Here is a 13332-nt window from a genome sequence, read left to right on the forward strand (position 1 = left end):
CCGCACGGCGGCCGATCGGTGCGAGGGGTCAAGCCGAGCGGGCCTGGTCAGCGCTTCACCGGACCTCCCGCCGCTCGCATCGACTTGGTGATCGCCTTCCACTTGTTCAACCGGGCCTTGGCCACCCGGGCGTCCGAGCGGGAGGCGATCCACTCGTTCTCGCGCTGGAGCTTGAGGTAGCTGTCCATCCGGCGCTGCGGCAGGGTGCCGTCGGCCAGCGCGGCCTGCACCGCGCAGCCGGGCTCGGTGTGGTGGCCGCAGTCGTGGAACCGGCAGTCCTCGGCCAGCTCGGCGATGTCGGCGAAGGCCAGGTCCACGCCCTCGCCACCGTAGAGGCCGACCTCGCGCAGCCCGGGGGTGTCGATGAGCACGCCCCCGCCGGGCAGCAGGACCAGCTCGCGGGTGGTCGTGGTGTGGCGGCCCTTCTGGTCCACCGAGCGGGCCTCCTGGACGGCCATCGCCTCGACGCCGGCGAGCGCGTTGGTGAGGGTGGACTTGCCGACGCCGGACTGGCCGATCACGGCCGTGGTGCCGGGCGTGCAGGCGCGCAGCACGTCCATGCCCTCGTCGGTCTCGGCACTGACCACGAGCACGGTGACGCCGGGCGCGATCGCCTCGACGTCGGCGCGGATGAACTCGGCGTCGTCCACCAGGTCGGCCTTGGTGAGGACGACCAGGGGTTCGGCGCCGGACTCCCAGGCCAGGGCGAGGAAGCGCTCGATCCGGCCGAGGTCGGGATCGGCCGCGAGGGACGCGGCGATCAGGACGGTGTCGACGTTGGCGGCCAGCACCTGGCCGTCGGAGCGCTTGCCGGCCACCTTGCGGATGATCGCGGTCGAGCGGGGCAGCAGCGCCACCACGGCCGCCATCGGCTGGGCGTACAGGTCGACGGCGGCCCAGTCGCCGGTGCACGGGCAGTTGATCATGTCGGCGTCGCCGACCGGACGGGTGTCGAGCCGGACGGTGCGCGGCTCGCCCGTCTCCGGATCCGCGAGCACGGCGTCGCACTGGCCGCGGTCGACCCGGACGATCCGGGCCGGGACCAGCCCGGCCTCGGCGAGCGGCGCGAACTGCTCGGCGAGCTCTGCCGTCCAGCCGTAGCCGGACAGCGGCAGCGGCAGCGGCGAGTCACCGAAGGAGAACGAGGAAAGAGAAGAAAAAGAGGACGACGAAACGGAGGCAGCGTTGAACAACGCAGTGGGCCCTTCGGGAGGAGATCATCCCGGCGGGCAGCGGCTGGCGCGGAAAGGTCAGCCGGCGGCCGGGAAAAGGAGGTGAACGCGAGTGCTGCCCTGGGCAGCTATCGGGGCGACAACGACCACGGGGTCCACCTCCTGCTCTCTACTCCTCGGGGCGGCCACAACGGCCCCCGAACCGGACGCGACAAACGCTAGCCGACCGACCCGCCCGGACCAACCGGTTTTTGACCTGCGAAAACGCGAGGCAACCGGAGCGCACGGGCCAACATTGGCCCTGCAAAAGCGCCGGGGCTGGGGCCGCCTACCCGCCGTACCGGTGCTTGAGGTTCGGGTCGTCCAGCCACCAGGGCCGCATCCCCGATTCCTCCTCGACCGGCAGCCCCGCCGCCTGCGCCTGGGCCGCCGCCTCCTCGAAGCGGGCGTCCAGCTCGGCGTCCACGGCCTTGATCTCCTCCCGCCCCTGCACCACCATCCGCCGCACCAGCGCGGCCAGGAACGGCAGTCCGACCAGGTCGCCCAGCACCCAGAACGCGTTGCCGCCCCAGGTCTGGTCCTGCGCCAGACTCGGCCCCCACGGCCGCCCGAGCGCCACGTAGTAGTGCTCGGCGACCAGGTGGCCGCCGTAGATCAGCACCAGCCCGAGCCCCGCGTCGAAGATCACCTCGGCGAAGGTGATGAACAACCCGACCAGGTGCGGGTACTCGTGCCCGACCGGGTCGATCTGCAGCCGCGGCCAGAAGTAGGCCAGGCCGAGCAGCACCAGCGCCAGGTGCAGCAGCACGTTCCCGAACGCGCTGGACACCGACTCCTCGTACCAGGGCGTGAAGTAGAGCAGCCACGGCGGGGCCATCAGCAGCGCGGTGGAGACGGCCGGGAACATCAGCACCTTGGACGGCCCGCTGCGCAGCACCCGCAGGATCCGCTCCCGCCGGGCCGGCGGCGCGGCTGCGACCAGCAGCGAGACCGGTGCGCCGAGGGCGAGCAGCAGCGGGACGACCATGAGCAGCAGCACGACCTGGACGGCCCGGTCGGTGAACAGGATCCGCTCGTACACGCCGAGGCCGGAGCAGGTGCACCAGATCCACAGCAGCAGCCCGCCGAGGAAGGCGGCGGTGCGGGACGGCTGCCAGCGCTCGCCGCCGGCCCGGTGGACGGCGCGCACCGCGGACAGGTACCAGCCGGCGAGCAGTACCGAGAGGGCGAGCACGAGCGGTTCGGCCGTCCACGAGGTGGCCAGGTCGGACCACTGCCAGGGCGGCGGTCCGCTGTAGGCGAGCACTCGCACCGCGCCGTCCATCCGTCCGCTCACCTCGTATCGCGCCCTGCCGCCGCCGGCGCCGTCCGGTCGGCCGTCGGGCGCCGCGGGTCGGACCACGGCGCCCGGCCATGATGGCCTCCCGGACGGGGCCCGCCGCGCCCGGGGCCCACCTCTATACCCACAGCTGAACAAAGCTTTACCAAGCCTGAACAAAGCTTTGCCCAGGCAAAGTTCCGGCCTCGATACCCCTCGGATCGCAACCGGCGGAGAACCCCGTTCGTCTGGCAGGATGCACCGTCGGCGATACCGGCCGCGCGGGTGATGACAAGGGGACGACAAGGGTGCACAGCACTGCACGCGGCGAGGGCCGCCGGCTGGCGACGCGCCACCGCAACATCGAGTTGGGCCTGCTGGCGCTCGCGGTGGCCGTCTGTCTGGCGGGACACATCGACGCCGATCTGGCACTGACCGGCAAGATGCCGCACGGACTGCTGGTGCACGGCCTGGCCCTGGGCGGACTGGCCGGGGCGGCGCATCTGGCGGTGCGGCGGTTCGCCCCGTACGCGGACCCGCTGATCCTGCCTCTGGGCGTCTTCCTGACCGGCTTCGGGCTGATGCTGCTGGACCGGCTGGACATCTCCTACGCGGCGGCGCACGCCAGGAAGGGCGACTACCAGAAGCTCCCGGCCGCGCCCTCGCAGCTGATGTGGGTGTTCATCTCGGTCGCGGTGGCGATCGCGCTGATCGTGCTGATCAAGCACCACCGGTTCTTCCAGCGGTACGTGTACCTGCTGATGACGGGGGCACTGATCCTGCTGGCGGCGCCCGCGTTCTTCCCCGGCCGGGCGGAGGACTTCGGCGCCAAGCGCTGGATCCGCCTGTTCGGGCTCTCCTTCGAGCCGGACGAGTTCGTGAAGGTCGCGATCACGATCTTCTTCGCCGGCTACCTGATGGCGTCCCGGGACGCGCTCGCGCTGGCCGGCCGGAAGATCTGGGGGATGACCCTGCCGCGCGGGCGGCACGTCGGCCCGGTGCTGGCGATCTGGGTGGTCAGCCTGCTGGTGCTGGTCTTCGAGCGCGACCTCGGCACCTCGCTGATCTTCTTCGGCGTCTTCGTCGTGATGCTGTACGTGGCGACCGAGCGGACCAGTTGGGTGGTGCTCGGCGTGCTGATGGCGGTCGGCGGAGCGGCGGTGGTCGGCACCGTGGAACCGCACGTGCACGGGCGCGTCGAGGCCTGGCTGCACCCGCTCGACATCTACAAGGAGCACCACGACCCGGCGATCATCTCCGACCAGCCCGCCGAGGCGCTGTTCAGCCTGGGCACCGGGCACCTGACCGGGACGGGCCTGGGCTCGGGGCGACCGTGGCTGATCGGCTTCGCCGGGCGCAGCGACTTCGTCTTCACCACGATCGGCGAGGAGTTGGGCCTGGCCGGGGTGACGGCGGTGCTGCTGGTGTACCTGCTGCTGGTCCAGCGCGGGCTGCGGACGGCGGTCGGGTTGACCGACCCGTTCGGCAAGCTGCTGGCGGCGGGGCTGTCGACGGCGCTGGCGCTGCAGGTGTTCGTGGTGGTCGGCGGGGTGAGCGGGCTGGTGCCGCTGACCGGTAAGGCGCTGCCGTTCCTGGCGGCGGGCGGCTCGTCGCTGCTGGCGAACTGGCTGATCGTGGCGCTGCTGATCAAGCTGAGCGACTCGGCCGGACGGACGGCCCTGGAGCCGGCGCCGCCGAGCCCCGATCCGCTCCCGGCGCAGGCCGGACCGGCCGACCGGTCGGCGGCCCCGGGCGGCTCGACCCCGGCGGCCCCGGGCCCGACCCCGCCCCGCGGCTCGACCCTGACGGCCCCGATCTCCGTGAACCCGGCCGGCCCGGACCCGACGGGGGCGGACCCGGCCGGCCCGCACGCCCCGGCCGAGCCGTCCGCGTACGGGTACGGCAACCCCCCGGCCCCGCAGTCCCCCTTCCCGCCGAGCCCGGCCACCGCCTGACCCTCGTCCGACCACCCGGGCCCCGCCCGGACCCACGGACCGACGGGCCCACGGACCGACAGACCCACGGGCCGACACCCGCGCACCCGGCACCCGCCGAACACCCGGTGACGGCCGCACAGGAAACGCGCAGGAAACGCACAGGGCCTCCCCCGCATCCCGCGGAGGAGGCCCTGCCCGTCGTGGCGTCGTGGCTCCCGGAGCCCCTACCGCTGCTGCTCCCACGGCGGCCGGGGCGGGTAGTCCGGCGCCTGCCGCTCCGGCGGCGGCCCGGTCGGCCGGTCGCTGTCCGGCGGGGGCGGCGCGGGCCGGTGGTGGGGCCCGCCGCGGGCGGTGAGGCGGCCGCGGACGTTCTCGGCGGCCAGCACGTCGGCCCAGCGCTCGGGGTACTCGGAGGGGACCTCGACGTCGTCGGCCTCCTCCTCGCCCCACTCCTCCTCGACGCCCTCGGCGAGGCCGAGTTCGCGGGCGCGCCGGGCCCGTTCGGCGGCCCGCCGGGCGGCGACCTCGCGGACCACGGCGGCGGCGGCCTCCTCGTGGGCGCGCTCGTTCTCGGCGCGCGCGTCGGCGGTCTCCAGGGTGGGCCAGCGGCGGTCTATGGCGGCGTTCATGGCGGCGCCGATGAGGACGGCCAGGGCGACCACGAAGATCCACAGCAGCACGGCCACCGGCGCGGCCAGCGAGCCGTACACCGAGGGGCCCTCGACCGAGCTGACCAGGTAGATCCGCAGGGCCACGCTGCAGAAGACCAGCACCACCAGAGCGACCAGGGCGCCGGGGATGTCCTCGCGCCAGGGCGTGGAGACGGGGACGGCCAGGTGGTACAGGGTGGTCAGGGAGACGATCAGCAGCACGATGGCGACCGGCCAGTACGCGGCGCCGACCAGCCCGGCGATCCCGGGCACGGCGTTCTCGACCAGTCCGGGTCCGGCCATCAGGAGCGGCAGCACCAGGGAGCCGATGACGAGGGCGCCGAGGTAGAGGCCGAGCGACATCAGCCGGGTCTTGACCATGCCTCGCTTGCCGTCGAGCCCGTACATGACGGTGATGGTGTCGATGAAGATGTAGAGCGCCCTGGAGCCGGACCACAGCGACAGCAGGAAGCCGATCGAGACGAGGTCGGGCCGGCTGCGGTCGAACACCTGGTTCAGCAGGGGCACCACGATCTCGCGGACGGACGAGTCCGACAGGACCGTCCCGGAGGCCGAGACGATGTCGTGCTTGAGCCGGTCGATGGTGCCGGCGCCGAGGAACTCGTCGAGGTAGCCGAGGGTGCCGGCCAGTCCGAGGAGCAGCGGCGGGATCGACAGCAGGGTGAAGAAGGCGGCCTCCGCGGCGAGGCCGGTGACCCGGTACTCGACGCAGGTGTTGGTGGTGTCCTTGACCAGTTCCCACGCCGTGCGGTGCCAGGTGGCCTGCTTGGCCGCACGCCTGGCGCCCTTGCCCCGACGCCGGGAGGGCCGTTCGGGGTTCGGTCTGCTCGTATCGCCTGCTGCTTCCACAGGACTAACGGTATCGGGCCGGGGCGGCCCGGTTGATCTCCCCCGGGGTGCGGGCGCGTGGCCGGGCGCCGACGCGGGGAGCGGCGGGAATGGCCGGGAGTCTCACATGGCGAAACTTCAGCGTCCATCATGCGGATGTTAGTGGACCGCGGGTCCCGCGCCGTGCGAATCTCTTGCCATGCCGAGCGCCGGAACCACCCTAGTAGGTCGACTCCACGTCGATCTCCTTCGCGTGTCCAGCGCCATCTGTCCGGTGATCTGAGCCCACCCCGCCGCACCACCGCCCCCGGCGCCATCCTCCTCGCCGTCCCCGCTGAATCGGACGTGCAGGCGCCCGCCCGGTCACGGTCACTGCTCTCCCGGCCCTGGGAAAACCCGCAGGTCACAGCAGCAGCGCACCGCCGAGCACGCCCAGCGACCCACCCGGCGTCAGAGCCACCTGCCTCGAAGGACTTCACCATGGCCACCACTCCCGAGACCGCCGAGCCCACGGCCGACCGCGCCGCCGCGCGCCGCCCCGCGGCGACGCGCAAGGCGACCCGCCACCGCGGCGAGGGCCAGTGGGGCATGGGCCACTTCACTCCTCTGAACGCCAACGAGCAGTTCAAGAAGGACGACGACGGTCTCAATGTGCGGACACGTATTGAGACGATCTACGCGCACCGTGGCTTCGACTCGATCGACCCCGCCGACCTGCGCGGCCGGATGCGCTGGTGGGGTCTGTACACCCAGCGCAAGGAGGGCATCGACGGCGGCAAGACCGCGATCCTGGACCCGCACGAGCTCGACGCCGAGTACTTCATGCTGCGCGTGCGCATCGACGGCGGCCGGCTGACGGTCGCCCAGCTGAAGGCGATCGCCGAGGTCTCCGAGCAGTACGCCCGCAACACCGCCGACCTGACCGACCGCCAGAACGTCCAGTACCACTGGATCCGGATCGAGGACGTCCCGGCGATCTGGCGGAAGCTGGAGGCCGTCGGTCTGTCCACCACCGAGGCCTGCGGCGACACCCCGCGCGTCATCCTCGGCTCCCCGGTGGCCGGCATCGCCGAGGACGAGATCATCGACGGCACCCCCGCCATCGAGGAGATCCAGCGGCGCTTCATCGGCAACCCGGACTTCTCCAACCTGCCGCGCAAGTTCAAGTCCGCCGTCTCCGGCTCCCCGCTGCTGGACGTCGCGCACGAGATCAACGACGTCGCCTTCGTCGGCGTGGTCCACCCCGAGCACGGCCCCGGCTTCGACCTGTGGGTCGGCGGCGGCCTCTCCACCAACCCCAAGCTGGGCGTGCGCCTGGGCGCCTGGGTCCCGCTGGACGAGGTGGCCGACGTCTACGGCGGCGTCATCGGCATCTTCCGCGACTACGGCTACCGCCGGCTGCGCAACCGCGCCCGGCTGAAGTTCCTGGTCGCCGACTGGGGCGTGGAGAAGTTCCGTCAGGTGCTGGAGGACGAGTACCTCAAGTACCGGCTGGTCGACGGCCCCGCGCCGCAGGAGCCCAGCGGCCGCTGGCGCGACCATGTCGGCGTCCACCGGCAGCGGGACGGCAAGTACTACATCGGCTTCGCGCCGCGCGTCGGCCGCGTCGACGGCCGGCTGCTGGGTCGGATCGCCGACCTCGCCGCCGCGCACGGCAGCGGCCGGCTGCGCACCACCGCCGAGCAGAAGATGCTGATCCTCGACGTCGCCGAGGACCAGGTCGACGCGGTGGTGGCCGGCCTGGAGGCGCTGGACCTGCGGGTCACCCCGTCGCCGTTCCGCCGCGGCACCATGGCCTGCACCGGCATCGAGTACTGCAAGCTCGCCATCGTCGAGACCAAGGAGCGCGGCCGCACGCTCATCGACGAACTGGAGAAGCGCCTGCCGGACTTCGCCGAGCCGCTGACCATCAACATCAACGGCTGCCCGAACGCCTGCGCCCGCATCCAGGTCGCCGACATCGGCCTCAAGGGCCAGCTGGTCTCGGACGAGAACGGCGAGCAGGTCGAGGGCTACCAGGTGCACCTGGGCGGCGCGCTCGGCCTGGAGGCCGGCTTCGGCCGCAAGGTCCGCGGCCTCAAGGTCACCAAGGCGGGCCTGCCCGACTACGTCGAGCGCCTCCTGACCCGCTACCAGGCCGACCGCGCCGAGGGCGAGCGCTTCGCCCAGTGGGCGGCCCGCGCCGGCGAGGAGCAGCTGTCGTGAGCGAACGCGCCGCCCCGTTCTTCTGCCCCTACTGCGGGGACGAGGATCTGCGCCCCTCCGAGGCCGGGCACGGGGCCTGGGAATGCCACGGCTGCCGCCGCGCCTTCCAGTTGAAGTTCCTCGGCCTGCTGTCTCCGACGAACCACGGGGGTGCGTCACATGAGCAACGTGATTGATGGCGAGGAGACAGCCGCCCGGGCCGGCCGCGAGCTGGAGGAGGCGACGCCCCAGGAGATCCTGACCTGGGCCGCCGTCACCTTCGGCAAGCGCTTCTGCGTCACCTCCTCGATGGAGGACGCGGTCGTCGCCCACCTCGCCTCCTCGGTCTTCCCCGGCGTGGACGTCGTGTTCCTGGACACCGGCTACCACTTCCCGGAGACCATCGGCACCCGCGACGCGGTGGCCGCGACCATGCCGGTCAACGTCATCACCCTCACGCCGCTGCGCACCGTCGCCGAGCAGAACGCCGAGCACGGGCCGAACCTGCACGACCGCGACCCGGACCTGTGCTGCTCGCTGCGCAAGGTCGAGCCGCTCAACCGCGGCCTCGGCGGCTACGACGCCTGGGCCACCGGGCTGCGCCGCGACGAGTCCCCGAGCCGGGCGAACACCCCGGTGGTCTCCTGGGACGCCAGGCGCCGCAAGGTCAAGATCGCCCCGATCGCCCGGTGGACGCAGGAGGACGTGGACGCCTACGTCGCCGCCCACGGGGTGCTGCTCAACCCGCTGCTGTGGGAGGGCTACACCTCGATCGGCTGCTCGCCGCTGTCCTGCACCCGCAAGCCCGCCGAGGGCGAGGACGCCCGGGCCGGCCGCTGGTCCGGATCCGGCAAGACCGAGTGCGGCATCCACCTCTGACCACCTGCCACCTACTCCCTAAGGACTTCGAAAAGTGACCACAGCCGACACCCCGGCCGCCGCCGACGGAGCCGCGGAGGCGGCCCCCGCGGCCGCCCCCCGCGAGCGCGGCGCCACCGTGTGGCTGACCGGGCTGCCGAGCGCGGGCAAGACCACGCTCGCCTTCGCCCTGGCCGAGCGGCTGCGCGCCGAGGGCCACAAGGTCGAGGTCCTGGACGGCGACGAGATCCGCGAGTTCCTCTCCAAGGGCCTCGGCTTCACCCGCGAGGACCGGCACACCAACGTCACCCGGATCGGCTTCGTCGCCGAGAAGCTCGCCGCCAACGGCGTCAAGGTGCTCGCCCCGGTGATCGCCCCGTTCGCCGACTCCCGCGCCGCCGTGCGCGGGCGGCACGCCACGGCCGGCACCGAGTTCCTGGAGATCCACGTCGCCACCCCGGTCGAGCTGTGCGCCGAACGCGACGTCAAGGGCCTGTACGCCAAGCAGGCCGCCGGCGAGATCACCGGGCTCACCGGCGTGGACGACCCGTACGAGGCTCCGGAGAAGCCGGAGCTGCGGATCCGGACGCAGGGCCGCGCGGTCGCCGAGTCCGCCGCCGAGCTGCACGCCTTCCTGACCGAGAGGGGTCTGGCATGACCACCGCGACCGACAGCCCGGTCCGCACCGACGACACCCCGTACGCGCTGTCCCACCTGGACGCGCTGGAGGCCGAGTCGGTGCACGTCTTCCGCGAGGTCGCGGGGGAGTTCGAGCGCCCGGTGATCCTGTTCTCCGGCGGCAAGGACTCCATCGTCATGCTGCACCTGGCACTCAAGGCCTTCCACCCGGCCGCCGTGCCCTTCTCCCTTCTGCACGTCGACACCGGGCACAACTTCCCCGAGGTCATCGCCTACCGCGACCGCGTCGTCGCCGAGCACCACCTGCGCCTGCACGTCGCCCACGTCCAGGACTTCATCGACGACGGCCGGCTGCGCGAGCGCCCGGACGGCACCCGCAACCCGCTGCAGACCGTCCCGCTGCTCGACGCCATCGAGAAGGGCCGCTTCGACGCGGTGTTCGGCGGCGGACGCCGCGACGAGGAGAAGGCCCGCGCCAAGGAGCGCGTCTTCTCCCTGCGCGACGAGTTCGGCGCCTGGGACCCGCGCCGCCAGCGCCCCGAGCTGTGGTCCCTCTACAACGGCCGCCACGCGGTCGGCGAACACGTCCGCGTCTTCCCGCTGTCCAACTGGACCGAGCTGGACGTCTGGCAGTACATCGAGCGCGAGGGCATCGACCTCCCGGAGATCTACTACGCCCACGAGCGCGACGTCTTCTCCCGCGGCGGCATGTGGCTGACCGCCGGCCAGTGGGGCGGCCCCAAGGATGACGAGCCCGTCGAGCGGCGGCTGATCCGCTACCGCACCGTCGGCGACATGTCCTGCACCGGCGCCGTCGACTCCGACGCCACCGACATCCAGGCAGTGATCGCCGAGATCGCCGCCAGCCGCCTCACCGAACGCGGCGCCACGCGGGCCGACGACAAGCTGTCCGAGGCCGCGATGGAAGACCGCAAGCGCGAGGGATACTTCTAAATGAGCACCGTCCAGGAAACCACCGCCACCTCCCTGCTGCGCTTCGCCACCGCCGGATCCGTCGACGACGGCAAGTCCACCCTGGTCGGCCGCCTCCTGCACGACTCCAAGTCGGTGCTCGCCGACCAGCTGGAGGCCGTCGAGCGCGTCTCCCTGGGCCGCGGCCAGGACGCGCCCGACCTCGCGCTGCTCACCGACGGCCTGCGCGCCGAGCGCGAGCAGGGCATCACCATCGACGTCGCCTACCGCTACTTTGCCACCCCCCGGCGGCGGTTCATCCTCGCCGACACCCCCGGGCACGTGCAGTACACCCGCAACATGGTGACCGGCGCCTCCACCGCCGAACTCGCCGTCGTCCTGGTCGACGCGCGCAACGGCGTCGTCGAGCAGACCCGCCGGCACGCCGCCGTCGCCGCGCTGCTGCGGGTGCCGCATGTGGTGCTGGCCGTCAACAAGATGGACCTGGTCGAGTACGCGGAGCCCGTCTTCGCCGCCATCGCCGAGGAGTTCACCGCCTACGCCGCCTCGCTCGGCGTGGGCGACGTGGTGGCCGTACCGATCTCCGCCCTCGCCGGGGACAACGTCGTCGAACCGTCCGCGCACATGGACTGGTACGGCGGCCCGACCCTGCTGGAGCACCTGGAGACCGTCCCGGTCGGCAGCGACCCGAGCGCCGAACCGGCCCGCTTCCCGGTCCAGTACGTGATCCGCCCGCAGAGCGAGGAGCACCCCGACTACCGCGGCTACGCCGGCCAGTTGGCCTCCGGCGTGCTGCGGGTCGGCGACGCCGTGACGGTCCTGCCCTCGGGCCACACCACCACCGTCGCCGGGATCGACGCGCTCGACAAGGAGACGCAGCTCGCCTGGGCGCCCCAGTCCGTCACCGTCCGCCTCACCGACGACCTCGACGTCTCCCGCGGCGACCTGCTCGCGGCCGGCCCGGCCCCCGTCCCCACCAAGGACATCGAGGCCACCGTCAGCCACCTCAACGAGCGCCCGCTGCGCGCCGGGGACAAGGTACTGCTCAAGCACACCACCCGCACCGTGCGCGCGCTGGTCAAGGACATCACGTACCGGATCGACATCGACACCCTCGAACAGCGCTCCGGCGCCGAGGGGTTGACCGTCAACGACATCGGCCACGTGGTGCTGCGCACCGCCGAGCCGCTGGCCCTCGACACCTACCGCGACAACCGCCGCACCGGCTCGTTCCTGCTGATCGACCCGGCCGACGGCACCACCCTCACCGCCGGCATGGCGGGCGAGGCCTTCGCGACCGTACGCGCCACCGAACCCGCCGAGGAGGACTGGGTCTGATGCCCAGCGAGGCGTTCTCGGGCATGGACAAGGAAGGCGGCCGCATCGGCAGCGGCGTCCTCGGCAGCGGCCAGGGCGGCCTGACCCGATGTGTGGGCCGACGGGGCTGAGAACGCCCCGTCACCGGGCCGGCTCCCCCGCAGCCGGCCCGGCTTGCCCGGCATCGACGATGCCGCCAGCGCCACACCAGAACTTCCGTCCCAGGACCGCTTCCTGACGGTCCGTCCATGAACAGGACCCACCCTTGGCACCGAACCAGGCACCCGCCCGCAGCGCCCTCTCGCCTAGGCCGGTCCGCCCGAACGCCGGCCGGATCAGACGCTCCGCCGTGGCCGCGGTGGCCGGCCTGACCGCCGTGACCCTGCTGTCGGCCTGCAGCTACGGCTCCAAGGCGGACGACAAGAAGTCCAACGCCGCCGACTCCACCTCCGGCTCGGCCGCCGCCTCCGGCGCGAAGCTCTCCGCGGACACCGTGAAGATCGGCTACTTCGCCAACCTGACCCACGGCACCGCGCTGGTCGGCCTCCAGGAGGGGCTGTTCCAGAAGGAGTTGGGCGCCACCCAGATCAAGACCCAGGTCTTCAACGCGGGCCCGTCCGAGATCGAGGCGCTCAACGCCGGGTCGATCGACATCGGCTGGATCGGCCCCTCCCCCGCGATCAACGGCTACACCAAGTCCGACGGCAAGTCCCTGAAGATCATCGGCGGTTCGGCCTCCGGCGGGGTCAAGCTGGTGGTCAACCCGGACAAGATCTCCTCGCTGGAAGACCTCAAGGGCAAGAAGATAGCCACCCCGCAACTGGGCAACACCCAGGACGTGGCGCTGCTCAACTACCTGGCGGGCAAGGGCTACAAGATCGACGCGGCGACCGGCGCGGGCGACGTCTCGGTGGTGCGCACCGACAACAAGGTCACCCCCGACGCCTACCGGCAGGGCTCCATCGACGGCGCCTGGGTGCCCGAGCCCACCGCCTCCAAGCTGGTCACCCTCGGCGCGAAGGTCCTGCTCAACGAGAAGGACGTCTGGCCGGACAAGAAGTTCGTGATCACCAACATCATCGTCTCGCAGAAGTTCCTCACGGAGCACCCGGACGTGGTGGAGGCCGTGCTGCGCGGTTCGGTGAACACCAACGCCTTCATCAAGGCCAACCCGGACAAGGCCAAGGCCGACGCCAACGAGGCGATCAAGAAGGAGGCCGGCAACGCGCTGGAGCCGGCCGTCCTCGACCCGGCCTGGGCCGACGTCGACTTCCTCGACGACCCGCTGGCCGGCACCCTGCAGGCCGAGGCCGACCACGCCGTGACCGCCGGGCTGCTCAAGAAGCCCAACCTGAACGGCATCTACGACCTCACCCTGCTCAACAAGGTGCTCGCGGCCAAGGGCCAGGGCCCCGTGGCGGACGCCGGACTCGGCGGCAAGTAGCGCCGCGGTCCGCCCCGACTCCGCGGTCCGC

At 72.1% G+C, this 13332-nt stretch carries 12 protein-coding genes; 9 read left to right on the forward strand and 3 right to left on the reverse strand.

Annotated elements, in window-relative coordinates:
- Positions 1-47: 47 nt before the first annotated feature.
- Both rsgA and ACIOJE_RS20215 read right to left on the reverse strand, forming a co-directional pair.
- Positions 48-1193, reverse strand: a complete 1146-nt coding sequence (gene rsgA / locus ACIOJE_RS20210; protein ID WP_400777674.1) for a ribosome small subunit-dependent GTPase A — start codon at positions 1191-1193, stop codon at positions 48-50.
- 307 nt (positions 1194-1500) lie between these two features.
- Positions 1501-2496 (reverse strand): cytochrome c oxidase assembly protein, encoded by a 996-nt coding sequence (locus tag ACIOJE_RS20215; protein ID WP_400777676.1) that lies wholly within the window; start codon positions 2494-2496, stop codon positions 1501-1503.
- Positions 2497-2798: 302 nt separating this feature from the next.
- Between ACIOJE_RS20215 and ACIOJE_RS20220 the strand changes: the two genes are divergently transcribed.
- Entirely contained in the window at positions 2799-4445 is a 1647-nt protein-coding gene (locus ACIOJE_RS20220) for an FtsW/RodA/SpoVE family cell cycle protein (protein WP_400777678.1), read from the forward strand.
- Between the two features lie 206 nt (positions 4446-4651).
- Here ACIOJE_RS20220 and ACIOJE_RS20225 read toward each other — a convergent pair whose 3' ends face one another.
- Positions 4652-5947, reverse strand: coding sequence for a YihY/virulence factor BrkB family protein (locus tag ACIOJE_RS20225; RefSeq protein WP_280674285.1), 1296 nt, complete (start codon positions 5945-5947; stop codon positions 4652-4654).
- 178 nt (positions 5948-6125) lie between these two features.
- Between ACIOJE_RS20225 and ACIOJE_RS20230 the strand changes: the two genes are divergently transcribed.
- The 8 genes from ACIOJE_RS20230 to ACIOJE_RS20265 all read left to right on the forward strand — a co-directional run bounded on the left by ACIOJE_RS20230 (position 6126) and on the right by ACIOJE_RS20265 (position 13301).
- Positions 6126-6209: a putative leader peptide gene (locus ACIOJE_RS20230; protein WP_329492070.1), complete on the forward strand. Its 84-nt coding sequence runs from the start codon at positions 6126-6128 to the stop codon at positions 6207-6209.
- Between the two features lie 197 nt (positions 6210-6406).
- Entirely contained in the window at positions 6407-8131 is a 1725-nt protein-coding gene (locus ACIOJE_RS20235; protein WP_400777680.1) for a nitrite/sulfite reductase, read from the forward strand.
- Complete coding sequence (locus ACIOJE_RS20240) at positions 8128-8307, forward strand: hypothetical protein (protein WP_280674287.1); 180 nt, start codon at positions 8128-8130, stop codon at positions 8305-8307. The genes ACIOJE_RS20235 and ACIOJE_RS20240 overlap by 4 nt, the downstream gene beginning before the upstream one ends.
- Positions 8291-8989 (forward strand): phosphoadenylyl-sulfate reductase, encoded by a 699-nt coding sequence (locus tag ACIOJE_RS20245; RefSeq protein ID WP_400777681.1) that lies wholly within the window; start codon positions 8291-8293, stop codon positions 8987-8989. The genes ACIOJE_RS20240 and ACIOJE_RS20245 overlap by 17 nt, the downstream gene beginning before the upstream one ends.
- Before the next feature lie 34 nt (positions 8990-9023).
- The gene (gene cysC / locus ACIOJE_RS20250) at positions 9024-9626 is read left to right on the forward strand and encodes an adenylyl-sulfate kinase (protein ID WP_400777683.1); all 603 of its coding nucleotides are present in this window, start codon (positions 9024-9026) and stop codon (positions 9624-9626) included.
- Positions 9623-10561 carry a sulfate adenylyltransferase subunit CysD gene (gene cysD / locus ACIOJE_RS20255; RefSeq protein WP_280674289.1) on the forward strand — a complete coding sequence of 313 codons (939 nt, stop codon included), beginning with the start codon at positions 9623-9625 and terminating at the stop codon, positions 10559-10561. Before cysC ends, cysD begins: the two co-directional genes overlap by 4 nt.
- Positions 10562-11878 (forward strand): sulfate adenylyltransferase subunit 1, encoded by a 1317-nt coding sequence (locus ACIOJE_RS20260; protein ID WP_400777685.1) that lies wholly within the window; start codon positions 10562-10564, stop codon positions 11876-11878. It begins immediately after the preceding gene.
- A 313-nt stretch (positions 11879-12191) separates the two neighbouring features.
- Positions 12192-13301 (forward strand): aliphatic sulfonate ABC transporter substrate-binding protein, encoded by a 1110-nt coding sequence (locus tag ACIOJE_RS20265; RefSeq protein WP_400777722.1) that lies wholly within the window; start codon positions 12192-12194, stop codon positions 13299-13301.
- The last annotated feature ends 31 nt before the right edge of the window (positions 13302-13332 follow it).

Origin of the sequence: Kitasatospora sp. NPDC087861 (assembly GCF_044742585.1) — a bacterium.
Classification (GTDB): domain Bacteria; phylum Actinomycetota; class Actinomycetes; order Streptomycetales; family Streptomycetaceae; genus Kitasatospora.